We start from the raw sequence: 24,988 nt of genomic DNA on the forward strand, positions 1-24,988 counted from the left end.
AGACAAATGGACTGGCGCTATGACCACCGATACCAATGAGAAGCGGCCCTTCAATCTTTCGCGCTGGGCAATCGGGCACCCGAGCATTGCGCGGTTCCTGTTCGGCCTGATCATCGTTGCCGGTGCGCTCGGCCTGATGCGCATGGGCCAGAAGGAAGACCCGGACTTCACTTTCCGCGTCATGGTCGTCCAGGCTGTCTGGCCGGGGGCCTCGATCCAGGAGATGGAGGACCAGGTCGTCAACAAGATCGAGCGCAAGCTGCAGGAAACGCCGCATCTCGATTTCGTCCGTTCCTACACGCGCGCCGGCAGCGCCATCATCACCTTGCAGGTGGAAGGCGACACCAACCCCACGCAGGTCGCGGATGCCTTTTACCAGGTACGCAAGAAGGTCGGCGATATCGCCAATGAGCTGCCTCAAGGGCTGCTTGGGCCCTACTTCAACGATGAGTTCGGCGACACTTTCATCACCCTGCATTCGATCAGCGGCGACGGCTACAGCTATCCCGAGCTGAAGAAACTAGCCATCCAGGCGCGTGACATGCTGCTGACGACGCCCGGCGTCGAGAAGGCCGTGATCATCGGCGACCAGCCGGAAAAACTCTACATCGACGTTTCGTCCAAGGCGCTTGCCGAGCGTGGCCTGACGCTCACCGATCTGCAGAACGCGATCAAGGGCCAGAACAATGTCGATCCGGCAGGCTCGGTCGATACCGGCCAGCGTTCGGTGCGCATCTCGGTCGAAGGCAGTGTGACGGAGGCGGCCGACATCCGCGAACTTCGCCTGCGCGCCGGCAACCAGGTGACGCGCCTCGGCGACATCGCAACCGTGACCACAGGCCTCGAAGACCCCTATCAGCGCAAATACCGCTTCAACGGCCACGACAGTGTCCAGGTCGGCGTCGTCATGGCCAAGGGCTTCAACGTCACCGATGTCGGCAAGGAGGTCGAGGCGACCTATCACCGCTTCGAAGAAGCGTTGCCTTACGGCGTTTCGGTCGATCAGATCGCCGACCAGCCGGAAGTCGTGCGGGAAGCGGTGAGCGAGTTCATGAAGGCGCTTGGCGAGGCGCTGCTGATCGTGCTTGTCGTCTCGTTCCTGACGATCGGCTGGCGTTCGGGCCTGGTGATCGCGATCACCATACCGCTCGTTCTGGCCGCCACCTTCGCCATCATGTACGAGATCGGCATCGATCTGCAGCGCATTTCGCTCGGCGCGCTGATCATCGCGCTCGGTCTGCTCGTCGACGACGCGATGATCGTCGTCGAAATGATGGAGCGCAAGCTCGAGGAAGGACTGGTCAAAATCGAGGCGGCGAGCTTCGCCTATACTTCGACGGCCTTCCCGATGCTGAGCGGCACGCTGATCACCACCGCCGGCTTCATCCCGGTCGGCTTCGCGGCCTCGACCGCCGGTGAATACGTACGCACACTGTTCTACGTCGTCGGCATCGCGCTGGTCGTGTCCTGGTTCGTGGCGGTCTACTTCACGCCGTGGCTCGGTCACATGATCCTCAAGCAGCGAAAACACGCCGGCAACCATCACGATGTCTTCGACACGCGCTTCTACCGCCGGCTTCGCGCCACCGTCGGCTGGTCCGTGCGCCACCGCATCATCGTGCTGGCCATGACGCTGGTGACCTTCGCCACCAGCCTGTGGGCGTTCCAGTTCATCCCGCAGAATTTCTTCCCGCAGTCATCGCGTCCGGAAATCCTTGTCGACCTCTGGCTGCCGGAGGGCACCAGCATCAAGGAAGTCGAGACGCAGGCCAAGGCGCTCGAGACCAGGATGATGGACGACAAGGACAAGCGCTTCATCGCCACCTATATCGGCGAGGGCGCGCCGCGCTTTTTCCTGCCGCTCGATCAGCAGCTTCGCAATCCGAACTTCGCCCAGCTTCTGGTGATGGCCAATGACGAACCGGCCCGCGAGCGGCTGATCGTCAAGCTGCGCACCATTCTGGCCGAGGATTTCCCGTCGGTCCGCGCCAAGGTTGACCGCCTGTTCCTCGGGCCCCCCACGGGCTGGCCGGTGCAGATGCGCGTCATGGGTCCGGATCGCCAGGAGGTGCGCCGCATCGCCGACGAGGTGAAGGCGAAGTTCCAGGCAAATCCGCTGCTTGGCGCTGTCCACGACGACTGGCTGGAGCCGGTGCCGGAGATGAAGCTGGTGATCGATCAGGATCGCGCCCGTGCGCTCGGCGTCACCTCGCAGCGCATCCGCCAGATGCTGCAGGCAACCATGTCGGGCGCGCCGCTCGATGATTTCCGCGACGGCGAGGAGACCGTTTCGATCGTCGCCCGCGAACCGGAAGCAAGCCGTCACCTGCTGTCGGCGGTCGACTCGGTCTCTGTCCCGACGGATTTCGGTGGCTTCGTGCCGCTGTCGCAGGTCGCCAAGGTGGTCCCGGTGCTGGAGCAAGGCGTCGAGTGGCGGCGCGACCGCCTGCCGACCATCAGCGTGCGTGCCACGTTGCCGGATGGCGTGCAGTCGAACGATGTCGTCATGAAGATGTACAGCGAGATGCAAGGCCTGCGCGACGGTCTGGCGCCCGGCTACAACATCGAGATCCAGGGCGGCGCCGAGGATTCGGCCGAAAGCCAGGCCTCTATTGCTGCGAAAGCTCCAATCATGCTGGCCGTCATCGTCGTGCTGCTGATGATCCAATTGCAGCATTTCGGCAAGGCGATGCTGGTGCTGGCGACCGGTCCGCTCGGCATCATCGGCGCTGCGGCGGCACTTTTGATCAGTGGCGCGCCCTTCGGCTTCGTCGCAATCCTCGGCGTGATCGCGCTGCTCGGCATCATCATGCGCAACTCGATCATTCTGGTCGACCAGATCGACCAGGATATAGCGGCCGGCATGGAGCGCTCGGAGGCCATCATCGGCTCGGCGGTCCGCCGTTTCCGACCGATCATGCTGACCGCGCTGACGGCGGTCCTGGCACTGATCCCGATCTCGCGCGGCGTCTTCTGGGGCCCGCTCGCCTATGCCATGATGGGCGGCATCCTCGTTGCCACGGTGCTCACTATCCTCGTCCTTCCGGCAGGCTATGCCTTGTTCTTGGGCAAGGAGCGCAAGAAGGCCGAGGATGCGGAGCAGGCGGCCGAGCCGGAGCTGGCAGAAAACGACGACAGGCCGCGACTGGCTCTGGCCGCCGAATAGCGCTGTTGGCAGATGTGACGTCCAGGGTTTAAATCCGCCCACCGGCAGAGCGCTGGAGGAGGACGTCATGACCATAGTTCAGGCACCGGTGGCGCTGCGCCAGCCGATCGACGGACGCCACCGTCGGATGTTCGTCGATGGCGCCTGGCTCGACGCCCGTTCGGGCCGCATCATGGAGACCCGCAATCCGGCAACCGGCGCGGTCATCGCCACGGTGCCGCGCGGCGACCGCGATGATATCGAGCTGGCGGTGGCCGCGGCGCGCAGGGCCTTCGACGGGCCGTGGAGCCGGTATAAGCCCTACGAGCGACAGGTGCTGCTCCTCAGGATCGCCGACCTCTTCGAAAAGCACTGGGAGGAGATCAGCCGCTCGGACACGACCGACATGGGCATGCCGATCGTGCGCACCCTGGCCAACCGCAACCGCGTCATCGGTATGCTGCGCTACTACGCCGGCATGGCGACCTCCCTGCATGGCGAGACGATCGAGAACTCGCTGCCGGGCGAAATCGTCTCCTTCACCCGCAAGGAGCCGGTCGGCGTCGTCGGCGCCATTATCCCCTGGAACGCACCGACGGCCGCTTCGATCTGGAAGATCGGGCCGGCGCTTGCCGCGGGCTGCACGGTGGTGCTGAAACCTTCCGAAGAGGCGCCGCTGACGCCGCTTCTGGTCGCCGACATCATGAACGAGGCCGGCGTTCCGCCAGGCGTCGTCAACATCGTGACCGGCACCGGTGCCGAGGCAGGTGCCGCACTTGCCGAGCATGTGGGTGTCGACAAGATCGTCTTCACCGGCTCGACGGCAACCGGTCAGTCGATCGTCCGCGCCTCGGCCGGCAACCTCAAGCGCGTCTCGCTGGAGCTTGGCGGCAAGTCGCCGGTCATCGTCTGCGCCGACGCCGATCTCGACAGGGCGGTGCCGGTCGCGGCGATGTCGGTGTTCGCCAATTCCGGCCAGATCTGCATCGCCGGCTCGCGCCTGTTCGTCGAACGCTCCATCCATGACGAGTTCGTCGAGCGCCTGGCGGTCTATGCCAAGGGCCTCAGGATCGGCGACGGCATCGACCCGGCGACCGAGATCGGCCCGCTCGTCTCCGAAAAGCAGCTGCAACGGGTCGCCTCGTATCTCGAGGCCGGCACGGCGGAGGGCGCGACCCTCGTCACCGGCGGTGAACGCCTTATGGAGGGTGCGCTGGCCGCCGGCAATTTCCTCGCGCCGACGGTTTTTGCCGGTGTCTCGGACGACATGAGGATCGCGCGCGAAGAAATCTTCGGGCCGGTCATCTCGGCATTGCCGTTCGATACGCTCGACGAGGCGGTCGAGCGAGCCAACAATACGCCCTACGGTCTTGCCGCAGGGGTCTTCACCCAAAATCTCGCCACCGCCCACCAGCTTTCCAGGAAAATCCGCGCTGGCTCGGTCTGGGTGAACACCTATCACGCCATCGATCCGGCCATGCCTTTCGGCGGCTACAAGATGAGCGGCTACGGCCGCGAGGGCGGTGCCGAGCACCTCGACGAGTATCTCAACACCAAGGGCGTGTTCATCAGGATCGATTGAGTCTCACGCGGGATATGGCATGAAACGAAAAAACCCGCCTCGGCGGCGGGTCATCAGTGCCAAACGGCACTACAGCTAAATCACTAGCATAACTGCCGGCACAAAGCAAGAACAAACGTACAAGGGGATCGAGCGCGCATCGCGCGCTCAACCTTTGAGGCGGAGGTCAGATGACGAACAGCCAATTGGCGAGCAGCATCACCACGACGCCGGCGATCAGCGTCAGGTAGGGCAGGATGCCCGCCTTTCTGACGGCGAGATCGGATGAGGTCATGCCGAGATCAGCCAGCATGTGGTCGGGGAATTTGCCCTTGTCCTGGATGTAATGCCGGAAGCAGAACACCGGGATGATGAGGGCAGCCGTGATCAGTCCTGCCCACAGCGCCATCGGGTTCCAGATCTTTGCACCGGCGCCCATGAAGATCATGTTGACATAGGCAAGGATGGCGCCGAGGCCGAGCAGCCAGCTCGGTGCCTTCCACGGCCGCGCGATATGGCCGTTGTCGATGCGATGGATCCAGCCGGCATTGAGGTTGAGGAAGTTGAAGATGATGTAGCCGCAATTCGACACGGCGAGGATGAAGAAGAAGCTGGTCGCGTCGGCCGAAGCGATGGCCAGCACGGCCAGATTGAAGATCAGGTCGGTCCACATCGCCCGCGTCGGGGCGCCGTGCTCGTTGACATGGCTGAGATAGCGCGGCAGCCAGCCGTCGACTGAGCCCTGATAGAGCGTGCGCGAGGACCCCGCCATCGCCGTCATGATGCACAGCACCAGTGCCAGGATCATCAGCATCACCAGAAGGCTATGGATCAGCTGTCCGCCGCCGACCATGCCGGCCAGTGCGTCGGCAACGCCGGAGCCGTCGACGATCGGGGTCGCCAGCATGCCGTTCAAACCGAGCACGCCCTGGAAGGTGAACGGCACCAGGATGAACAGCAGCATGCACAGCAGACCGGAATAGAAGATCGCCTTGAAGGTGTCGGTGCCGGGATTCTTGAACTCCGACGTGTAGCAGACGGCGGTCTCGAAACCGTAGGTCGACCAGGCGGCGATGAACATGCCGCCGAGAACGAGCGTCCAGCCGGCGATGTTCCAGGCACCGGGCTCGGGCGCATAGGCGGCCGCCAGCGGCACCAGCGGCGAAAAGTTCGCCCAGTTGATCTGGCCGGTGATGATCGGCACGACGCCGACGATCAGCATCGGAATGATGACGAACAGGCCGATATATTTCTGCACGTTGGCGGTGCCTAGGATGCCGCGATGCTGGATGGAGAAGATGATCAGCATCAGCACTGCGCCGATGAAGAAGGTGGCATTGAAGGTGAAGGAGACCGGACCCAGCGTGTGCCCGTAGAGCGTCCAGTTGCGGATCGCTGGTGTCGCGGCCGCGCTCACCGCCGTGATGGCGTCGGCGACACTCGCCCCGGCATTAGCCGCGATATAGGTGGCGACTTCCGGCGAGGTGTCGGTAAACAGCGGCACCGGCGCCAGCGCGTTGAGGATGTAGGCGGCGGCGATCGAGCAGCCGAGCGACAGCACCGGCGACCAGGCGAACCAGTTGCACCACACCGACAGCGGCGCGATGAACTTGGAATAACGCAGCCAGGCGGTGGCGCCATAGATCGAGGCGCCGCCGGACTTGTTCGGAAACAGGCCGGCGATTTCCGCATAGGTAAAGGATTGCAGGAAGCCCATGATCATGGACACAGTCCAGATCAGGAAGGCCAGCTTGCCGGTCGTGCCGGCAATGCCGCCGATCGAAAACAGGACAAGCGCGGGAACGCCGCTTGCCACCCAGAAGGCGCCGCGCCAATCGATATTGCGGTGCAGCTGCCCTTCGGCAGGCGGCACCAGGGCAGAGACTATCGTGCTCATATGCGTGGATTCCCCATTTTGATGTTCCCATCGGCGACGACCGACACCTCGCGGTGCGTCACCGACGCGCGCGTTGAACGATCTCAGGCGTTTTCCGCTCAGTAGTATTTTTTTCTTGGCAGTGAAGATTGACGCGTCACGCTTTCACGTCAAGCTTTTTGTGAAGCTGTGCACATCGCAGATGTGAAACATGCTCTTACCTTCTCTCCTTGTGGGAGAAGGTGGCCTCGCGAAGCGAGGTCGGATGAGGGGTGTTCCAGCTTGGCACCGACAGCGCTCCGTCCAACACCCCTCTTCCGTCTCGGCGCTGCGCGCCGATCCACCTTCTCCCACAAGGGGAGAAGGCAAGGGCGGCTGCTGCTATCAGGAGCGCGGTCTGCTCTTTTGCGGATCGTAGTGGGCGAAGGGCACGACGCGCGCCGGCAGCCGCTTGCTATGACCGTCGAGCTTGCCGATCTCGACCTCGGTGCCGATCGCGGCATGAGTTACGTCAAGTCTTGCCAGCGCGATGTTCTTGTTCAGCACCGGCGAGCGCATGCCCGATGTGACGACGCCGATCTGGGCGCGGCCGACATGGACGCAGTCGCCATGGCCGACCGCGACATTGGAATCGATGTCGAGGCCGACCAGTTTTGTCTGCGGGTTTTCCTTGCGCCGGATCAGCGCCTCGCGGCCGATGAAATCGTCGGTCTTGGTCTTCAGCGGCACGGTGAAGCCGATGCCGGCCTCGAACGGATCGGTCTGGTCGGAAAATTCGTAGCCGGCGAAGATCAGCCCGGCCTCGATGCGCACCATGTCGAGCGCCTGCAGCCCCATCGGCTTCAAGCTGTGCGGCTGGCCGGCCTCCCAGATAGCGTCGAACGCCTTCTCGCCGTCACGAGGATGGCACCAGATCTCGTAACCGAGTTCGCCGGTGTAGCCGGTGCGCGAGACGACGACCGGAATGCCGTTGCCGCCGCCGATGCGGGCGACGGCGAAACGGAACCATTCGAGCTCCTCGATCGACGGCTGCAGCGGCGAAGTCCAGATGATCTCCTTCAGGATGTCGCGGCTCTTCGGTCCTTGCACGGCGACATTGTGCATCTGATCCGTCGACGAGCGCACCAGCACGTTGAGGCCGAGTTTTGTCGCCGTCTCGCGCAGCCACTCGCCGGAAAGGTCGTCGCCGCCGACCCAGCGGAAATTATCCTTGCCGAGCCTCAGCAGCGTGCCGTCATCAATCATGCCGCCATGCTCATAGCACATGGCGGAATAGACCACCTGGCCGACGCCGAGTTTCTTGATGTCGCGGGTCAGCGTGTATTGCAGCAGCGCTTCGGAATCCGGGCCGGTGACCTCGAACTTGCGCAGCGGCGACAGGTCCATGATCACGGCATCCTGCCGGCAAGCCCAGTATTCATCGATCGGGCCCTCCTTGGCGAAGGAATTGGCCAGCCAATAGCCCCTGTACTCGACGAAGTTGCGGGTGTGCTTGGCAAAGCTGGAATGAAAAGCGGTCTCGCGGGTCATTTTCGGTTCCGAATCGGGCGTCATGCGTCTGGCGATCGCTCGCGAGAATTTGTGCTGGCCGGAATAGGTCCTCACGTGGATGTCGGTGAGGTTCCAGCCATTGGCCGGTGTCGTGTCGTCGGGGCAGGCCGACGAGACACAGACGATGTCGGTCAAGGCGCGCAGCAGCACATAGTCGCCCGGCCGCGACCACGGCTCGTCGGAAACCATGACGCCATGCGCGTCGATCGCGGTGTTGAAGAAGAAGTTGATCGCCATCCAGCCGGCGCGGGGTCTCACCCCCTTGTCCGACAGCGCACGGTTGAAATTCTCCGAGCAGTTGGGATGACCGGGATAGCCGATGTCGTCGTAATATTTGGCGGCGCAGGCGAGCGCGAAGGCATCATGCCGGCCGCATGTGTCCTGCACCACTTCGACCAGCGGCTCCATGTCCTGGTCGTAATATTTCGAGTGCAGGCCAGGCATCGGATAGCTCGAACCCATCAGCGTACGGGTCGTCGTCACGTCGAGCGGATGGTCGCGTCCCTTGTCGAGCTTGCGCGCCGAAAAGCACTGGAAGTCCGTGCATTGGCGCCCGTCGACATCGATGATCTGCATATAGTCGCCAGCTTTGACGAAGTAGGATTCGGCGGTCGCCGAATGGACGCGCAAATCGAGCACTGGATCGGCCAGCGGGTCGCCAAGCCTGGACTTCGCCGCCGGGCGAATGGTGGCGCGCCGCACAATGATGCTGAGCGGCGTCGCCGTGTCATGGCCGTCGACCGGCATCGGCCCACTTGGGGCGGCGATGAGCATCGAGCCATTGCGGGCTACGGTAAAACTCTGTTCGGTGCCGGCAGGGGTGGCGCCACCGAAGACGCGAACCGTCTTTGCCTGATCCAGCTGCACCTGGCGTCGCTGCAGCCCAAGGCGCAGTGCGGCGAGGCTATCGTCGCCATCGGCCAGCAGCGCCTTGATGCCGGCGGCGTTGCTGTTCGATTTCTCGCCGAAAATGCCGGCATCGGTCGCGCCGGTCTTGTCCCATGCCAGAAGCTCGCAGGCCTGCCCGCCTTCGACATTGCGCACGCTGATCGTGTCGCCGGCCTCGACGTCGATGAGCACCGCGCCATTGCCTCGCACATGGTAGCGCTCCATGCCAGCCGGCAGCGCCATCTGGCCGGGCCGCAGGATCAGGCTCGGCCGGGGCGGTCCGGCGGCGACGGCGGGGTAGGGCGACTGGCTCATCTCAACCCCGGTTTCGAGAAACAGGTTTGCCTGTACGTGAAATTATTTTAGCGGCAAGAATAGCAGTGCTTGCAGTTTTGGCAAGGCGGGCCGACTAGGTGCGGCTCTCCCTTCTCCCCCTGTGGGAGAAGGTGGCCGAGCGCAGCTCGGTCCGGATGAGGGGTGCTGGCGGATCGCAACGGTCAGGATGTAAGCGCCCAGAAATCATTTGATTCTTTGACACCGGATTTCTTCCAACACCCCTCAACCTTCTTGGCGCTACGCGCCAATCCACCTTCTCCCACGAGGGGAGAAGGGAAGGCGGGCTAAGCCAACTCCTCTAAGTAACGGATGTCGACGCCGTATTCGGCGGCCGCGTCGAGCATCGTGTGCCACAGGCTTTCGGCGAAGGTTGCAAACACCAGAAGATTGAACACCGCCTGCCCATCAGGCCTGTCATCGCCACGCCAGAGATTGACGCTGGTATGGTCGATGGACGTCGCGGCAGCGGCGCCGATCGGAAACGCCGTCGGGTGCAGATCGATCGACGACAATTTCGCCAACATGGTGCGCGCCTTGGCTCCCGAGACGCTGATCCAGGCGCGCGCATGCGACTGGTCCGACAGCGAGGCGGATTGCGAAAACGCTTGGCTCAATGTGTTTATCGTGTACTTACCGCCCTTCGACAGGACGAGGAACTGATCCGGTCCCGACCAGATGAGCATCACGTCCGAAGCGCTGACCGCCTTCGGCACATCCGGAGCCGCCAAGCCGAAACGGGCTGGGGTGGCGCTTGCCAGTTCCGCCCCTTTGCCGCGCCGTGCCATCACCTGGATCAAGTCGAAGTTGCGAACTTCAGTGAGGAAAATGCCCGGCGCGACCTCGCGCTCGCCATAAGCGCCCGCAACAAGCGCGTGCTCCAGCGGACTGCGGGGAAGCCACGAAAATTCAGCCACGCTGGCGCCCTCCATCCGGATCGTAAAAGACGGGATTGCACAGCTCGACATCGTAGTCTTCGCCGCGGAGCGGGTCATGCGCATGGACGATCTCGCCGATCCGCTCGCGGCCGCGCTCGACAAGCGCCAGCCCAATCCACTGGTCGAGCGTCGGCGAGAAGCAGACCGACGTGACATAGCCCTGATCGTTGGCGGAACCCGGTATCTCGCCCTTCGGAATGACATGTGCGCCGGAGCGCAGGCGGCGCTTCTTGTCGGTCGGCTTGATGCCAACCACGACCTGCCGATCCGCTGCCGCCAGCGCCTCGCGCCCAGCCATGACGCGGCCGATAAAATCCTTCTTGGTCGACATCATCTTGCCGAGCCCGAGGTCGGCGGCCGTCGTCGTGCCATTCAGCTCCGGTCCGGCGACATGGCCCTTTTCGATGCGCATGACGCCGAGCGCCTCGGTGCCATAAGGCGTCACGCCAAATTGTTTGCCGGCCAGCATCAAATTGCGCGCCAGCGCGTCGCCGCAGCGGGCGGGAACGGAAATCTCGAACGCCATCTCGCCGGAGAACGAGATACGGAACAGGCGCGCCCCGATGCCGCCGCGAAGGGATACCTCCCGCGCGCCCATGAACGGAAATGCCTCGTTCGACAAATCCTCGGCCGGATCGACAATTTCGCGAAGCAGTTCCCGGGTCTTCGGCCCGGCGATCGAGAATTGCGCCCACTGGTCGGAGACGGATGTCAGTTGCACGTCGAGTTGAGGAAACAGCACCTGCCGGCAGAATTCGAGGTGCTGCATCACCGGCCCGGCTTTGGCGGTGGTGGTGGTCAGAAAATAATGGTCCTCGGCCAGCCGCGACGTGGTGCCGTCGTCATAGACCATGCCGTCCTCCCGCAGCATCAGCCCGTAGCGCGCTTTTCCCACAGCAAGATTGGAGAAGGTGTTGATGTAGACGCGATCGAGGAAGGCGCCGGCATCCGGGCCGTGCACGTCGATCTTGCCAAGCGTCGAGACGTCGCAGAAGCCGACGCCAGAGCGCACCGCCTTGACCTCGCGAGTGACCGATTCCAGCCAGTCCTTCTCGCCGGCGCGCGGATACCATTGCGCGCGCTTCCACAGGCCGGTGTCGACGAACACCGCGCCCTGTTCTGCTGCCCAGTGATGCGATGGCGTCAGCCTTGTCGCATGGAAGTTCTCATCGCGATGATGGCCGGCGAAGGCGCCGATGGCGACCGGCACATAGGGCGGACGGTAGATCGTCGTGCCGGTCTCGGGAATGGATTTGCCCGATACCGCCGCCAGGATGGCGAGGCCGGCGACGTTCGAGGTCTTGCCCTGGTCGGTGGCCATGCCGAGCGTCGTATAGCGTTTCAGATGCTCGACCGATTCAAAACCTTCGCGCTGCGCCAATTCGATGTCCGAAGCGGTGACATCATGCTGGTAGTCGACAAAGGCTTTGCCTTTGCCTGCGACATGCCAGAGCGGAGTCAGCGAAAAAGCCTCGTCGTCGGCGACTGGCGGCGTGCCGGCATTGCCGTTGTGTCCGGCACTTTGTGCCGCTGCCGCACCGGCGGCAAACCCTTGGCTCAGGCATGCGCCGAGGCCGAAGGCGCCGTAGGCAGCACCGACGGCCACCATGCCCGGAGGGGCGCTGTCCGGCACGAATGCCGATATATCGTCCTGCCATTTCGGCCGGCCGCGATGGTAGGACGTCAGCCCGACCGCCGGGTTCCAGCCGCCGGAAACGGCAAGCCCGTCGGCCTCGACTTCGGCGCGTGCGCCGCCGGTGAGCGATATCGAGATTTTCCTGACACCGTCCTTGCCGCCTTCGACACCGGCGACCGAACCGTTCAGCACGGGAAAGCCGGCTTTGGCGGCAAGCGCGCGATGCGCGGCGGACACGTCTGGGCGAGCATCGACGACCGCCGCGATCTGCAATCCGGCGCCAAGCGCGGTCTCGACCGTGCGCCAGCCATCCTCATTGTTGGTGAACAGGGCGATCCTCTTCGCAGGGGTCGCCGCATAGCGCGCGACATAAGTCCGCATCGCCGAAGCCATCATCACGCCGGGCGTGTCGTTGCCGGCAAAGACGATTGGCCGTTCGATTGCGCCGGCGGCGACGACACAGCGTTTGGCTACGATCCGCCAGAGTCGCTGGCGCACCTGATGTTCGGGCGGGGAGGGCAGATGATCGTTGACCCGTTCGATTGCCCCGTAAGTCCCGCCATCATAGACGCCGAACAGCGTCGTGCGGGTCATGATGCGGACGTCGGGCAGGGTGGCGAGTTCGGCCAGGGTGCGGGAGATCCATTCGGCCGCCGGCATGCCGTCGATCGTGCCGCCGTCGGCAAGCAGGCGGCCGCCGAGCGCAAAATCCTCCTCGCACAGGATGACGCGGCCGCCGCAGCGCCCCGCGGCGAGCGCTGCCGACAGCCCGGCTGGGCCGGAGCCGGCGATCAGTACGTCGCAATACGCCCACGCCTTGTCGTAATGGTCGGGATCGGCGACGCCAGCTGCGCGTCCAAGCCCTGCGGCGCGGCGGATCGCCGGCTCGTAGATCGCTTCCCAGAATTTCGCCGGCCACATGAAGGTCTTGTAGTAGAAGCCGGCGACGAAGATCGGTGAGAACAGCTGGTTCACCGCCATCAGGTCGTGGCGCAGCGACGGCCAGCGGTTTTGGCTGGCGGCTTCGAGACCGTCATAGAGCTCGGTCGTGGTCGCTTTGGTGTTCGGTTCCCGGCGAGCGCCCGTGCGCAGTTCGACCAGCGCGTTGGGTTCTTCCGAGCCTGATGTCAGAATGCCGCGCGGACGGTGGTATTTGAACGAGCGGCCGACCAGCTTGACGCCATTGGCGATCAGCGCCGAGGCAAGCGTGTCGCCTTGGAAGCCGGCAAAGGTTTTGCCGTCGAAGCGAAAATTCAGCGGCGCCGAGCGATCGATGAGACCTCCGCTCTCCAGCCGGTGCGTCTGCGCGTGACTAACCATCAGGCGCCAACCTTTGCAGCGCCAGCGCCCGCCGCCGGCTCGACCGAGGAAATCTCATGTGTCAGCGTGTTGCGGGTGATCTTCAGCCAGGCCCGGCAGCCGCCAGCATGGTACCAATGTTCGCTCATCGCACCGGCAATGTTGTCGCGCAGATAGACATAGTCGACGACGTCGTCCTCCGGGGCGCCGGCTGCCGGACGCACCGGCTTGGCGTCACCCAGATAGCTGAACTCGCCGAGTTCGCGTTCGCCGCAGAAGGGACAGACAATACGCATGCTTTGTGGACCGTCCTCAGTGCAGGTTCGGTTGGGCGCCGACGCCCTTTTCATCGATCACAGCACCCCGCCGGAACCGGTCGAGGCGGAAGCGCGCCGCCTCCTTGTGTGGTTCGTCGCGGGCCAGAAGATGGGCAAAGACGAGGCCGGAGCCGGGCGTCGCCTTGAAGCCGCCATAGCACCAGCCGGCATTGAGGTAGAGCCCGTCCACCGGCGTCTTGTCGATGATCGGCGAACCGTCCATCGACATGTCCATGATGCCGCCCCACTGGCGCAAGAGGCGCACGCGGCCGATCATCGGCATCAGCGCCATGCCGCCCTCGCAGACATCTTCCATGACCGGCATGTTGCCGCGCTGGGCATAGGAATTGTAGCCGTCTATGTCGCCGCCGAAGACCAGCCCGCCCTTGTCGGACTGGCTGACATAGAAATGGCCGGCGCCGAAGGTCATGACGTTGGGGATCAGCGGCTTGATCGCCTCGGAGACGAAGGCCTGCAGCACATGGCTTTCGATCGGCAGGCGCAGTCCAGCCATCGCCGCGACGCGCGACGAACTGCCGGCGACGGCCATGCCGACCTTGTCGGCGCCGATCTTGCCGCGCGAAGTCTCGACGCCGGTCACCTTGCCGTTGGCGTCGCGCGAAAAACCTGTCACCTCGCAATTCTGGATGATGTCGACGCCGAGCGCGCTCGCCGCATGGGCGTAGCCCCAGACCACCGCGTCGTGGCGCGCCGTGCCGCCGCGCCGCTGCAGCAGGCCGCCTTGCACGGGAAAGCGTGCATTGTCGAAGTTCAGGAACGGCATCATCTTCTTGACCGCCGCCAGGTCGAGCAGCTCGGCATCGATGCCGTTGATGCGCATCGTGTTGCCGCGCCGCGCATAGGCGTCGCGCTGCGCATCGGAGTGGTAGAGGTTGATGACGCCGCGCTGGCTGACCATCGTGTTGTAGTTGAGATCCTGCTCCATGCGCTCCCACAGCTTCATCGACAGTTCGTAGAAGCCGGTATTGCCGGGCAGCCCGTAATTGGAGCGGATGATGGTGGTGTTGCGGCCGGCATTGCCGGAGCCGATCCAGCCCTTTTCCAGCACGGCGACATTCCGCATGCCGTATTCGCCGGCCAGGAACCACGCCGTCGCCAGGCCGTGGCCGCCACCGCCGATGATCACCACGTCGTAGTGATCCTTCGGGCTGGCGTCGCGCCATGTGCGCTGCCAGGTCTTGTGGCCGGAAAATGCGGCGCGGGCGAGCGAGAAGATCGAGTATTTCATAAATCTATTCCGAGATCGCTCGCGCCACGCAGGACCTTTCTTGACGCATCGGAATCATCCGAAAACCGCCTCACACTTTTCGGTCCGATGCTTTAGATATCCAGCGTGTGGTCACGCTCCCACTGGGTGAAGTGGGAAGCATAGGAATTCCATTCCTGGTGCTTGAGCTTTAGATAAGCCGACGAGAATTCCTCACCCAGCGCCGCCTTGAGCGATTTGTCGTTGTCGAACTCGCGCAAGGCGTCGAGCAGGTTGAGCGGCAGCTTCGGCGCGCCCTCCACCGTATGGCCGAACTGGTACATGTCGATGTCGTAGCGCTTGCCCGGATCGGCCTTCGAGCGGATGCCGTCGAGGCCGGCGGCGATGATGACCGCCTGCAGCAGATAAGGGTTTGCCGCGCCGTCGGGCAGGCGCAGCTCGAAACGGCCGGGGCCGGGCACGCGCACCATATGGGTGCGGTTGTTGCCGGTCCAGGTCACCGAGTTCGGCGCCCAGGTGGCGCCCGAAATGGTGCGCGGCGCATTGATGCGCTTGTAGGAATTGACCGTCGGGTTGGTGATCGCGGCAAGTGCTGAGGCATGCTTCATGATGCCGCCGAGAAAATTCTTGCCCTTCGCCGACAGGCCGAGCTCCATGGCGTTGTCGGCAAAGACATTGGTCTTGCCGTCCTTGTCCCACACCGAGATGTGGGCATGGCAGCCATTGCCGGTCAGGCCGGGGAATGGCTTCGGCATGAAGGTGGCGCGCAGGCCGTGCTTTTCAGCCACGGATTTGACCATGAACTTGAAGAAGGAATGTTTGTCGGCGGTCGCCAGCGCATGGTCGAAGGCCCAGTTCATCTCGAACTGACCGTTGGCGTCCTCATGGTCGTTCTGGTAGGGAGCCCAGCCGAGTGCCAGCATGTGGTCGCAGATCTCGGCGATGACATCGTAGCGGCGCATGACCGCCTGCTGGTCGTAGCAGGGCTTTGACGCCGTGTCGTATTCGTCGGAAATCGTCTTGCCGTCCGGCGAGATCAGGAAGAACTCGGCCTCGACGCCGGTTTTGACATGCATACCGTCGCCGGCCGCCTCGTCAATCAGCCGCCTCAGCGTGTTGCGCGGCGCCTGGGCGACCGATTTTTCGTCCATGACGCAATTGGCAGCAATCCAGGCGACTTCCGGTTTCCACGGCAGCTGGATGACCGAATCCGGATCCGGCACCGCCAGCATGTCTGGATGCGCCGGCGTCAGGTCGAGCCAGGTGGCAAAGCCGGCAAAGCCGGCACCGTCCTTCTGCATGTCGGCGATGGCTTGCGCCGGCACCAGCTTGGCGCGCTGCCCACCGAACAGGTCGGTGTAGGAAATCATGAAATATTTGACGCCGTTCTCTTTGGCAAAGGCGGCGAGATCGTTCCCCATTGTAGTTCCTCGCTTATGGTATTCTTGGTGGTTTGATATCTTATATCTTAGAAGCCGTTCTTCCCCGGTATCCAGTTGGTGCCGGCCAGCGGTACGCCGGCCATGGCGGCGGCTTCGATCGTCAGCGCGACGAGATCCTCGGGCTCGAGATTGTGCAGGCTGTTCTTGCCGCAGGCGCGCGCGATCGTCTGCGCCTCCAGCGTCATCACCTTCAGGTAGTTGGCCAGCCGTCGCCCGGCCGCTATCGGATCGAGCCGTTTCATTAGCTCGGGGTCTTGCGTGGTGATGCCAGCCGGATCGCGTCCCTCGTGCCAATCATCATAAGCGCCGGCGGTGGTGCCGAGCTCGTTGTATTCCGCCTCCCAGCGCGGGTCGTTGTCGCCGAGCGCGACAAGTGCGGCGGTGCCGATCGACACCGCGTCGACCCCGAGCGCCAGCGCCTTGGCGACATCGGCGCCGTTGCGGATGCCGCCTGAGATGATCAGCTGCACCTTGCGGTGCATGCCGAGATCCTGCAGGGCCTGCACTGCCGGCCTGATGCAGGCAAGCGTCGGCTGGCCGACATTCTCGATGAACACCTCCTGGGTTGCGGCGGTGCCGCCCTGCATGCCGTCGATCACGACCACGTCGGCGCCCGCCTTCACCGCAAGGGCTGTATCGTAATAGGGCCGCGCGCCGCCGACCTTGACGTAGATCGGCTTTTCCCAGTCGGTGATTTCGCGCAGCTCCAGGATCTTGATCTCGAGATCGTCGGGCCCGGTCCAGTCGGGATGGCGCGAGGCCGAGCGCTGGTCGATACCCTTCGGCAGCGTGCGCATTTCGGCGACCCGGTCGGAGATCTTCTGGCCGAGCAGCATGCCGCCGCCGCCGGGCTTGGCGCCCTGGCCGATGACGATCTCGATCGCATCCGCCCGGCGCAGGTCGCGCGGGTTCATGCCGTAGCGCGATGGCAGATACTGGTAGACGAGCGTCTTGGAATGGCCGCGCTCTTCCTCGGTCATGCCGCCGTCGCCGGTGGTCGTCGAGGTGCCCGACAGCGTCGCGCCGCGGCCGAGCGCTTCCTTCGCCGGGCCGGACAGCGAGCCAAAACTCATGCCGGCGATGGTGATGGGGATTTTCAGCTCGATTGGCTTTTTCGCATGGCGCGAACCCAGCACCACGCTGGTGTCGCAGCGCTCGCGATAGCCTTCCAGCGGATAGCGCGAAATCGAGGCGCCGAGCACCAGCAGGTCGTCGAAATGCGGAAGCTTGCGCTTGGCGCCGGCGCCGCGGATGTCATAGATGCCGGTCGCCGCGGCGCGGCGGATCTCGGAAAGCGTGTAGTCATCGAAGGTCGCGGATTTGCGCGGCGTCGTCGGCGGGTTGCGATAGGTCATTGAGCCTCAATACGCGTCGGCGTTGTCGATGTTGAAATTGTAGAGCGTTCGCGCCGAACCGTAACGCGTGAATTCCGCCGCCTTCACGCCGGTCACGCCGGCACGGTCGAGCAGGCCCTGCAGGAATTCCAGATGCACTGGCCGCATCTCCTTGGCGATGCAGTCGGCGCCGAGGCTGCCGACCTTGCCGCGCACGAACAGCCGCGCCTCGTAGATGGAATCGCCGAGCGCGTCGCCGGCGTCGCCCAGCACCACCAGATTGCCGGACTGCGCCATGAAGGCCGACATGTGGCCGATATTGCCATGGACGACGATGTCGATGCCCTTCATCGAGATGCCGCAGCGCGACGACGCATTGCCTTCGATGACCAGCAGCCCGCCCCTGCCGGTGGCGCCGGCATACTGGCTGGCATCGCCTTTGACCGTTATCGAGCCCGACATCATGTTTTCGCCGACGCCGGGTCCCGCCGAGCCATGCACGGTGATGGCGCTGCCGTCGTTCATGCCGCCGCAATAATAGCCGACGCTGCCGCGGACATCGATCGTGATCGGCTGGTCGACGCCGACGGCGACCGAATGGCTGCCTTTCGGGTTGAGCACTTCCCAGGCGGTCTCGTTCGAACCAGGGGTCAGATTGTGTAGCGCCTGGTTGAGCTCGCGCAGCGGCATCTCGGCTAGATCGAACACCCCTGACGCATGGCTCTGGTCGAGTACCTTGGAGACGTTGGTTGCCGGCATGAGCTCAATGCTCCCAGAAATAGACGGTTGCGGGCTCGGGCTCCCAGACCCTCGCACTGTCGATGCCGGGCAGTTTGGTGAGCGCGCGATATTCGGAGCCGAAGGCGACATACTGGTCGGTTTCGGCCATGACGGCAGGCTTGCAGGCGATCGGGTCGCGCACAACGCCGAAGCCGTTCTTGGTGCCAACGACGAAGGTGAAGAAGCCGTCGAGGTCGCTCAGCGTGCCTTCCAGCGCTTCGCCGAGATTCTTGCCGTGCGCCATCTGCGAGGACAGATAGGCGGCCGCGACTTCGGTGTCGTTCTCGGTCTCGAATTTCATGCCTTCGCGGATCAGCTCGCGGCGGACATTGTTGTGATTGGACAGCGAGCCATTATGCACCAGGCACTGGTCGGCGCCGGTCGAGAACGGATGCGCGCCCATCGTCGTCACTGCCGATTCCGTCGCCATGCGGGTATGGCCGATGCCGTGCGTGCCGGTCATGCTGCGCACGTCGAAACGATCGACGACCGCTTCGGGCAAGCCGACCTCCTTGTAGATTTCGACGACGTCGCCGGCGCCCATGATGCGGATATCGGGGCGCAGCGCCTGGATGGTTTCGCGCACTTCATCGATCTTGTCGGGCGCGGTCCTGACCACCGCATGCGTCGATTTCACCGCGATGTTCACCGGCGTTCCGATCGCCCTGGCGAGTTCAGCGTCGAGATTGCGGAAATCGTGCTCCGGCTTTGCCGACTGGATGGTGATCTTGGCCTCATTGCCGGATGGCGCTCCATAGATGGCGATGCCGGCGCTGTCGGGACCGCGATCGCTGAGCGAGATCAGCATCTCCGAAAGCATCGAGCCGAGCCGGGGCTCGAGCGACTTGTCCTTCAAAAAAAGTCCGACGATTCCGCACATGTCAGGCTCCCGAGATGAGGTACGATTTAGGTGCTAACAGCTTCATAAGTCGAATTCAACTCGTATGAAAGTTTTTTTCATCTTGGACAAGTCGTCTGGCGCAAATGGCGCGCCAGACGACCCGGCGGCGACTTAATGGCGGTCGATCGCCTTTCTCGTCTCATCTCCAGTGCGATCCGCAGCCATATCGGCCTCGATCTCAGCGTTCTCGTGGCGCGTCTGGAGGACGTGCCATCCGATCCAGAAGACGAGGCCGATGATCACCATCACGACTTCGGAACCCTGAAACGGGTAGATCGCGCCGACGTCCTTGAGGTCCACGGCCCAGCTTTCCATTCCATTGGTAGACATTGCGGTTCTCCTTGCCCGTTGACTATTTGATCATGGCCTTTTCGGCGGTTCCCACTTCGCGGACCGACGCCTCGAAAGCATGATTGAGGGCGAAGTCGACGCCCTCGAGTTCCACCTTCGCCGGTACGCGCAGGAGGTTCATGCTGTTGAGGATCTTGCAGACCACGAAGGTGGGGACGAAACCGAGCACGAACATCAGCACCGCACCAGCGAAATTGCCGACCGGGTTGATGTGCGCGAAGCCCTCATAGGGCGAGGACGGCTGTCCCCACAGCATGAAGCCCGCCACCACGACCCCGAGGAAGCCGCCATAACCGTGCACGGCGACGGCGCCGACCGCATCGTCGATCTTGAAGCGGCGTTCGACGAAATAGTGCAGCTTGTAGCAGATGGTCGGGACGATCGCGCCGATCAGCAGTGCCTGGATCGGGTGATAGAGGTCATTGCCGGCTGAGGCCGAGATAATGCCGCAAAGCCCCATCGAGAATGTCCAGAAGGGGTCGCCTTTAGAGACGATGTAGCCGGCCAGCATACCGCCCGACAGCGACATCAGGAAGTTGAAGGTGATCGCCGAGAGCGTGGTCGGCGCGAGATAGATGTTGGTCGCCGTCCAGGTCTCGCCGGTGATCTGGCCGGCAATCGTGGCCGGGCTGATCAGCGGAATGTTGCAGGCGGCGTAGAAGCCCCAGAAGCCGGTAAAGATCAGGAACAGGCCGATGGTGACCAGCCACACATTGTGGGGCGGGATGTCGCGCGCCGTGCCGTCGGGCTTGAATTTGCCGATGCGCGGACCGAGCACGATGAGGAAGGCGAGCGCCGCTCCGCCGGCGATCGCGTGCACGACACCCGATGCATACGCATCATGATAGCCCCAGAGCTTCACCATCCAGCCTTGCGGATGCCAGCCCCAGGACGCGTCGAGGATCCACAGGACCGAGCCGACCAGCACCGCGACGATCCAGAACGCACCCGAGCGCGCGCGTTCTATGATCGAACCCGAGACGATCGACGCCGTCGTGATGGAAAACAGCAGGAAGGCGCCCCAGAACACGCCGTTGAGGCGATGCCACAGCGCGGCGTCGGTAGGCGTGACTCCCGTCTCGCCTGGATTGACGCCGGAGAGGTGGGTGCCCATCAACGGATTCCACGATTCGGCGAAAGGTGCGGTGACAAGTCCGCCGGCGATGCCAGGCCCGTTGGGGAACCCGAAATAGATCCACCAGCCGAAGAAATAGAACGTGATCGTGACGAGCGGGATCGCCATCGCGTTCTTCATAAGCGTTTTCAGATGATTGCGCCGGCGCGACACGCCGACCTCGTACATGCAGAACCCGACATGGATCAGGAACATCATGACGATGGTCACCCAGTAATAGAATTCCGTGAAAATGGTCGTTAGAGCGTTGAGATTCCCTTCCATTTCATGTCCCCTCCGTTCAGTTGCGTTCCTTGCCTCTGAGTAAAACTTTTTGCATCTTAGTATTGCGCGCTTTTGGAGTTTTGAGTCAATATGGCGCGGACCGTCGCCGGGCCCTCAGTGCCCTTGAGCGGCGAAACGCCGGCAATCGTGTGAGGAGAAGCAAGTCCATGACCGCATCCTGGAGATTTTCGACCTTGGCGGATCGCCATCGTTCGCTCGGTTCGAAGCTCGAAGACTGGAGCGGGATGGGCACCGCCTGGACCTACGACAAGGACGCTGACGAGGAGTATGTCGCCATCCGCACCAAGGCCGGGCTGATGGACGTGTCGGGCTTGAAGAAGGTCCACATCACCGGGCCGCATGCCTCGCACCTGATCGACTTGGCGACGACGCGCGACGTGGAAAAGATCTATCCCGGCAAGTCGGCCTATGCCTGCATGCTGAACGAGGCCGGCAAGTTCACCGACGACTGCATCCTCTACCGCACCGGCCCGAATGCCTGGATGGTCGTGCACGGTTCTGGCACCGGCCACGAGGAGTTGCAGCGGGCCGCCGTGGGCCGCGATGTATCGCTGCGTTTTGATGACAATCTGCACGACCTCTCGCTGCAGGGGCCGACAGCCGTCGACTATCTGGCAAAGCATGTGCCGGGCATTCGCGACCTCAACTATTTCCACCACATGCAGACCCGGCTGTTCGGTTTTCCGGTGATGATCTCGCGCACCGGTTACACCGGCGAACGTGGCTACGAGATCTTCTGCCGCGGCCAGGATGCCGGCACGATCTGGGACACCATCCTCGACGAAGGCAAGAGCGCCGGCATCATCCCGTGCCGGTTCACCACGCTCGACATGCTGCGCGTCGAGAGCTACCTCTTGTTCTATCCCTACGACAATTCGCAGAAGTATCCGTTCGAGAACGAAGGCCCCGGCGATACGCTGTGGGAACTCGGCCTCGACTTCACCGTCAGCCCCGGCAAGACAGGCTTTCGCGGTGCCGAGGAGCACTACCGCCTCAAGGGCAAGGAGCGCTTCAAGATCTTCGGCGTGCTGCTCGAAGGCAAGGAGCCGGCCGACGAGGGCGCGCCGGTCTATCGCGACGGTAAAAAGGTCGGCGTGGTGACCTGCGCCATGTATTCGCCGCTGGTCAAGAAATCGATGGGCATCGCCCGGCTCGACGTCGACTGCGCCGTCCAGGGCACCAGGCTCGAGATCCGCAACAAGAGCGGCGCCATCAGCGCGACGGCTGAGCCGCTTCCATTCGATGATCCGAAGAAGACCAAGCGCACGGCGAAAGGCTGAGGCATACTGAGAGAATGGCAGCGAAAAGCATCATCAGCCGGCCGGTCTACGGAACCCTGTCCCCGCAGCCCGGCAAGCACCATCTTTTCGTGGCGGATGCAGAAGGAGCGCTGGCGATATCAGAGCTGGGCGCCAAGGCGCCCGATGGTTTCTTTGCCGATGCCCACATCATCTTCATCCCCGGCCAGGATGGTAGACATGTCGCCGCGCTCGAAGCGCTGAAGCCGGCGCAATTCTACCAGGGGCCTTCCTTCGCCAGTGCCTTGCCGCGGCTGAAGCAGACGCTGGCCAACGCCCATATGGGCCTGCGCCTCTATCTCGCCGGCACCGAGGGGCTGATCGGCCAGGCCATGCAGGCGGCGCTCGAAGCCGGCATCGACCACACCTCCATCCAGACCGAGCACCGCGGCTCGCTGGCGCGCCGCATCCAGTGCGTTCACTGCAAGGGCATCACCGAAAACGTGACGACGCAGCCGGCAACCTGTTCGCATTGTGGCCTGCTTCTTCTGGTACGCGATCACTATTCCAGGCGCCTCGCGGCATTCCAGGGCGTCTGCATCAATGCGGAAGACCGCAGCGAAATTCCTCCGACGGAGGAGATCTTTCGATGAGCACCGGCACCACCAAGCTTGGCGTCGTGGTGAGCGATGTCGTCCCGGTCAACGAATTGGTCACGCGCTTCCACTTCCGCCGGCGCGACGGGCAGCTTTTGCCGACATTTTCCGGCGGCGCCCATGTTGTGGTGGAGATGCGCGACGGCGAGCGGACGAGGCTCAACCCCTATTCGTTGATGGGCTCGCCGCTCGACACACGCGAATACACGATCTCGGTGCGCCGCGACGACGTCGGCCGCGGCGGCTCGCTGTTCATGCACAGGCATGTCAGGCCCGGCATGGAGATGGTGATCAGCTACCCGGTCAATCTGTTTTCGCTCGATCTGCGCGCCAGGAAGCATCTGATGCTGGCGGGAGGCATCGGCATCACGCCGTTTATGGCGCAGACCGCGCAGCTGGCAGCGGAAGGCGGCAATTTCGAGCTGCATTATACCTGCCGCACCGCCTCGCTCGGCACCTATGCCGATGTGCTCAGAGAGAGCTATGACCGCCGCGTCAGGCTCTATCACGACGACCGCGACGAGCGCATCGAGCTCGACCGGTTGCTGTCGTCGCAGCCACTCGGCACGCATCTCTACGTCTGCGGCCCGTCCGGCATGATCGGCTGGGTGCGCGACCGCGCCGCTGCGCTGGGCTGGCCGACGGAAACCGTCCATTTCGAGCATTTCGCCGCCCCGCAGCCCGGCGCCCCCTTCGACGTGACGCTGGCGGTCAGCGGCAAGACGATCCGCGTCGGCGAGCAGCAGAGCCTGCTCGAGGCGATCGAGGCCGCCGGCGTCGATCCGCCCTATCTCTGCCGCGGCGGCGTCTGCGGCCAGTGCGAAACCAACGTCATCGCGCATGACGGCAAATTCATCCACAACGACCATTGGCTGAGCGAGGAAGAGCACCGTTGCGGCAAGAAGATCATGCCCTGCGTCTCGCGCTTCGAAGGCAGGTCGCTGGTGCTGGAAAGATAGGAGGCGAGCTTGGGAATCACCTTTCGCAAGGAAACGTTCCGCGACGACTTCACCTTCAAAAACAGCCCGGAGCACATCAGGCGGTTTCCGTTCCCGTTCCACGAAGACAGCTATATGTATGCGGTCAATATCGAGCCGCATGTTCTGGGGCCGAAGGGCAGCGTGCTCGAAAACCTGATCGACGTCGACGAGCACTATGTCGCCGAGATGCAGGACCGCGCGCTGGTGCTGGCGGAAGACCCGCTGCGCTGCCAGTCGCTGCCGCACATGACGCTGGCTGGCTGGGACCTGCTCGAACTCCTGATGGAACAGCAGGCGCTCGGTTATCCCGAGCATTTCACGCTGACGCGCGACGGCGACCGCTGGCGCTGGATAAACCGGCCGCTCGGCATCGACGACAGCTTCACCTTCGGCGACGTGTCGACACTGCCCTATGGGCCGATGGAATACATCACGCGCCAATCACAAGGCGATTTCTGCATCCTCGACCAACGCGACGGCAATCTGTGGATGGATGCCGGCATGGTCACCACCCAGGCCGACTGGTCGCTCGATTTCGACATCGGCATGAACTTCTTCGAGTGGCACGCGCCGGTGCCGCTGGCGCATGAGAAGGGCATATTCACCCGGGCGCTGAAATTCCTCACCAACATTCAGCAAGGCAAGCCGGCGCGGCGGCTGAACTGGACGATGACGATCAATCCGCGCCTCGACACCAGTCCGGAAAATTATCACAAATGGGGCCCGGACCGGGCGACGGTGACGCCCGAAAACGTTGGTGACAAGGTCCATCTGCGTGTCGAATTGCAGAGCTTCTGGCGGCTGCCGCGCTCGAACGGCATCGTCTTCCCGATCCGCTGCTACCTGATCAAGATGGATGAACTGGTGACGCAGCCCAAATGGGCGCGGCGCCTGCACCGCGTCATCCGCGACCTTCCCGACGAGCTCGCCAATTACAAAGGCCTGACGCGTTACCGCCCGACGCTGGTCGAATGGCTGTCGAAGCTGGATGATGGCAGCCCGACATCGCCGGGGTTTGGGCCGGATTAGTTTTCCGCCTGCTCTGTTTGTGCCGCCCCTCAAGCCCTGGGTTCCTCGCCCCCGTTAGCGGGGGAGAGGAACCCAGGGCTTGAGG

Annotated in this window: 18 protein-coding genes; 6 read left to right on the top strand and 12 right to left on the bottom strand. The window is 63.4% G+C overall.

Annotated elements, in window-relative coordinates:
• Nucleotides 1-19: 19 nt before the first annotated feature.
• Both EOA78_RS16745 and EOA78_RS16750 read left to right on the top strand, forming a co-directional pair.
• Nucleotides 20-3,166, top strand: a complete 3,147-nt coding sequence (locus EOA78_RS16745; protein ID WP_127316082.1) for an efflux RND transporter permease subunit — start codon at nucleotides 20-22, stop codon at nucleotides 3,164-3,166.
• A gap of 67 nt (nucleotides 3,167-3,233) precedes the next feature.
• On the top strand, nucleotides 3,234-4,727 hold the full coding sequence (locus EOA78_RS16750; RefSeq protein WP_127316083.1) for an aldehyde dehydrogenase family protein: 1,494 nt from the start codon (nucleotides 3,234-3,236) through the stop codon (nucleotides 4,725-4,727).
• 166 nt (nucleotides 4,728-4,893) lie between these two features.
• Here EOA78_RS16750 and EOA78_RS16755 read toward each other — a convergent pair whose 3' ends face one another.
• The 12 genes from EOA78_RS16755 to EOA78_RS16810 all read right to left on the bottom strand — a co-directional run bounded on the left by EOA78_RS16755 (nucleotide 4,894) and on the right by EOA78_RS16810 (nucleotide 20,979).
• Nucleotides 4,894-6,603, bottom strand: coding sequence for an APC family permease (locus tag EOA78_RS16755; protein ID WP_127316084.1), 1,710 nt, complete (start codon nucleotides 6,601-6,603; stop codon nucleotides 4,894-4,896).
• A 363-nt stretch (nucleotides 6,604-6,966) separates the two neighbouring features.
• The gene (locus EOA78_RS16760) at nucleotides 6,967-9,336 is read right to left on the bottom strand and encodes an aminomethyltransferase family protein (protein WP_127316085.1); all 2,370 of its coding nucleotides are present in this window, start codon (nucleotides 9,334-9,336) and stop codon (nucleotides 6,967-6,969) included.
• 305 nt (nucleotides 9,337-9,641) lie between these two features.
• Nucleotides 9,642-10,271 carry a sarcosine oxidase subunit gamma family protein gene (locus EOA78_RS16765; RefSeq protein WP_127316086.1) on the bottom strand — a complete coding sequence of 210 codons (630 nt, stop codon included), beginning with the start codon at nucleotides 10,269-10,271 and terminating at the stop codon, nucleotides 9,642-9,644.
• On the bottom strand, nucleotides 10,264-13,248 hold the full coding sequence (locus tag EOA78_RS16770) for a sarcosine oxidase subunit alpha (RefSeq protein WP_127316087.1): 2,985 nt from the start codon (nucleotides 13,246-13,248) through the stop codon (nucleotides 10,264-10,266). Before EOA78_RS16770 ends, EOA78_RS16765 begins: the two co-directional genes overlap by 8 nt.
• Nucleotides 13,248-13,523: a sarcosine oxidase subunit delta gene (locus EOA78_RS16775; protein ID WP_127316088.1), complete on the bottom strand. Its 276-nt coding sequence runs from the start codon at nucleotides 13,521-13,523 to the stop codon at nucleotides 13,248-13,250. The genes EOA78_RS16770 and EOA78_RS16775 overlap by 1 nt, the downstream gene beginning before the upstream one ends.
• A 16-nt stretch (nucleotides 13,524-13,539) precedes the next feature.
• Nucleotides 13,540-14,793 carry a sarcosine oxidase subunit beta family protein gene (locus EOA78_RS16780; RefSeq protein WP_127316089.1) on the bottom strand — a complete coding sequence of 418 codons (1,254 nt, stop codon included), beginning with the start codon at nucleotides 14,791-14,793 and terminating at the stop codon, nucleotides 13,540-13,542.
• 92 nt (nucleotides 14,794-14,885) lie between these two features.
• Nucleotides 14,886-16,193, bottom strand: coding sequence for a type III glutamate--ammonia ligase (glnT, locus tag EOA78_RS16785; protein ID WP_127316090.1), 1,308 nt, complete (start codon nucleotides 16,191-16,193; stop codon nucleotides 14,886-14,888).
• Nucleotides 16,194-16,240: 47 nt separating this feature from the next.
• Nucleotides 16,241-17,569 (bottom strand): FMN-binding glutamate synthase family protein, encoded by a 1,329-nt coding sequence (locus tag EOA78_RS16790; RefSeq protein ID WP_127316091.1) that lies wholly within the window; start codon nucleotides 17,567-17,569, stop codon nucleotides 16,241-16,243.
• A 6-nt stretch (nucleotides 17,570-17,575) separates the two neighbouring features.
• Entirely contained in the window at nucleotides 17,576-18,307 is a 732-nt protein-coding gene (locus EOA78_RS16795) for a GXGXG domain-containing protein (protein WP_127316092.1), read from the bottom strand.
• A 4-nt stretch (nucleotides 18,308-18,311) separates the two neighbouring features.
• Nucleotides 18,312-19,208, bottom strand: a complete 897-nt coding sequence (locus EOA78_RS16800) for a glutamine amidotransferase family protein (RefSeq protein WP_127316093.1) — start codon at nucleotides 19,206-19,208, stop codon at nucleotides 18,312-18,314.
• Nucleotides 19,209-19,340: 132 nt separating this feature from the next.
• The gene (locus tag EOA78_RS16805) at nucleotides 19,341-19,559 is read right to left on the bottom strand and encodes a hypothetical protein (protein ID WP_127316094.1); all 219 of its coding nucleotides are present in this window, start codon (nucleotides 19,557-19,559) and stop codon (nucleotides 19,341-19,343) included.
• A gap of 22 nt (nucleotides 19,560-19,581) precedes the next feature.
• Complete coding sequence (locus EOA78_RS16810; protein WP_127316095.1) at nucleotides 19,582-20,979, bottom strand: ammonium transporter; 1,398 nt, start codon at nucleotides 20,977-20,979, stop codon at nucleotides 19,582-19,584.
• A gap of 167 nt (nucleotides 20,980-21,146) precedes the next feature.
• Here EOA78_RS16810 and EOA78_RS16815 point away from each other — a divergent pair, with 167 nt between their 5' ends.
• From EOA78_RS16815 to EOA78_RS16830, 4 genes are read left to right on the top strand one after another with little or no spacing between them, the layout of a single operon-like run.
• Nucleotides 21,147-22,280 carry an aminomethyltransferase family protein gene (locus EOA78_RS16815; protein ID WP_127316096.1) on the top strand — a complete coding sequence of 378 codons (1,134 nt, stop codon included), beginning with the start codon at nucleotides 21,147-21,149 and terminating at the stop codon, nucleotides 22,278-22,280.
• A gap of 14 nt (nucleotides 22,281-22,294) precedes the next feature.
• A complete protein-coding gene (locus tag EOA78_RS16820; protein WP_127316097.1) occupies nucleotides 22,295-22,891 on the top strand; it encodes a dimethylamine monooxygenase subunit DmmA family protein in 597 nt (198 codons plus the stop codon).
• A complete protein-coding gene (locus EOA78_RS16825) occupies nucleotides 22,888-23,853 on the top strand; it encodes a PDR/VanB family oxidoreductase (protein WP_127316098.1) in 966 nt (321 codons plus the stop codon). Before EOA78_RS16820 ends, EOA78_RS16825 begins: the two co-directional genes overlap by 4 nt.
• 9 nt (nucleotides 23,854-23,862) lie before the next feature.
• Nucleotides 23,863-24,903 (top strand): DUF3445 domain-containing protein, encoded by a 1,041-nt coding sequence (locus tag EOA78_RS16830; protein ID WP_127316099.1) that lies wholly within the window; start codon nucleotides 23,863-23,865, stop codon nucleotides 24,901-24,903.
• Nucleotides 24,904-24,988: the final 85 nt, after the last annotated feature.

Origin of the sequence: Mesorhizobium sp. M5C.F.Cr.IN.023.01.1.1, assembly GCF_003997585.1 — a bacterium.
GTDB lineage: Bacteria > Pseudomonadota > Alphaproteobacteria > Rhizobiales > Rhizobiaceae > Mesorhizobium > Mesorhizobium wenxiniae.

Excerpts from the sequence above, each read along its gene's own strand:
- EOA78_RS16745 (WP_127316082.1), top strand. The coding sequence starts at position 20 with ATGACCACCGATACCAATGAGAAGCGGCCCTTCAATCTTTCGCGCTGG.
- EOA78_RS16750 (WP_127316083.1), top strand. The coding sequence starts at position 3,234 with ATGACCATAGTTCAGGCACCGGTGGCGCTGCGCCAGCCGATCGACGGA.
- EOA78_RS16755 (WP_127316084.1), bottom strand. The coding sequence starts at position 6,603 with ATGAGCACGATAGTCTCTGCCCTGGTGCCGCCTGCCGAAGGGCAGCTG.
- EOA78_RS16760 (WP_127316085.1), bottom strand. The coding sequence starts at position 9,336 with ATGAGCCAGTCGCCCTACCCCGCCGTCGCCGCCGGACCGCCCCGGCCG.
- EOA78_RS16770 (WP_127316087.1), bottom strand. The coding sequence starts at position 13,248 with ATGGTTAGTCACGCGCAGACGCACCGGCTGGAGAGCGGAGGTCTCATC.
- EOA78_RS16775 (WP_127316088.1), bottom strand. The coding sequence starts at position 13,523 with ATGCGTATTGTCTGTCCCTTCTGCGGCGAACGCGAACTCGGCGAGTTC.
- EOA78_RS16780 (WP_127316089.1), bottom strand. The coding sequence starts at position 14,793 with ATGAAATACTCGATCTTCTCGCTCGCCCGCGCCGCATTTTCCGGCCAC.
- glnT (WP_127316090.1), bottom strand. The coding sequence starts at position 16,193 with ATGGGGAACGATCTCGCCGCCTTTGCCAAAGAGAACGGCGTCAAATAT.
- EOA78_RS16790 (WP_127316091.1), bottom strand. The coding sequence starts at position 17,569 with ATGACCTATCGCAACCCGCCGACGACGCCGCGCAAATCCGCGACCTTC.
- EOA78_RS16795 (WP_127316092.1), bottom strand. The coding sequence starts at position 18,307 with ATGCCGGCAACCAACGTCTCCAAGGTACTCGACCAGAGCCATGCGTCA.
- EOA78_RS16800 (WP_127316093.1), bottom strand. The coding sequence starts at position 19,208 with ATGTGCGGAATCGTCGGACTTTTTTTGAAGGACAAGTCGCTCGAGCCC.
- EOA78_RS16805 (WP_127316094.1), bottom strand. The coding sequence starts at position 19,559 with ATGTCTACCAATGGAATGGAAAGCTGGGCCGTGGACCTCAAGGACGTC.
- EOA78_RS16810 (WP_127316095.1), bottom strand. The coding sequence starts at position 20,979 with ATGGAAGGGAATCTCAACGCTCTAACGACCATTTTCACGGAATTCTAT.
- EOA78_RS16815 (WP_127316096.1), top strand. The coding sequence starts at position 21,147 with ATGACCGCATCCTGGAGATTTTCGACCTTGGCGGATCGCCATCGTTCG.
- EOA78_RS16820 (WP_127316097.1), top strand. The coding sequence starts at position 22,295 with ATGGCAGCGAAAAGCATCATCAGCCGGCCGGTCTACGGAACCCTGTCC.
- EOA78_RS16825 (WP_127316098.1), top strand. The coding sequence starts at position 22,888 with ATGAGCACCGGCACCACCAAGCTTGGCGTCGTGGTGAGCGATGTCGTC.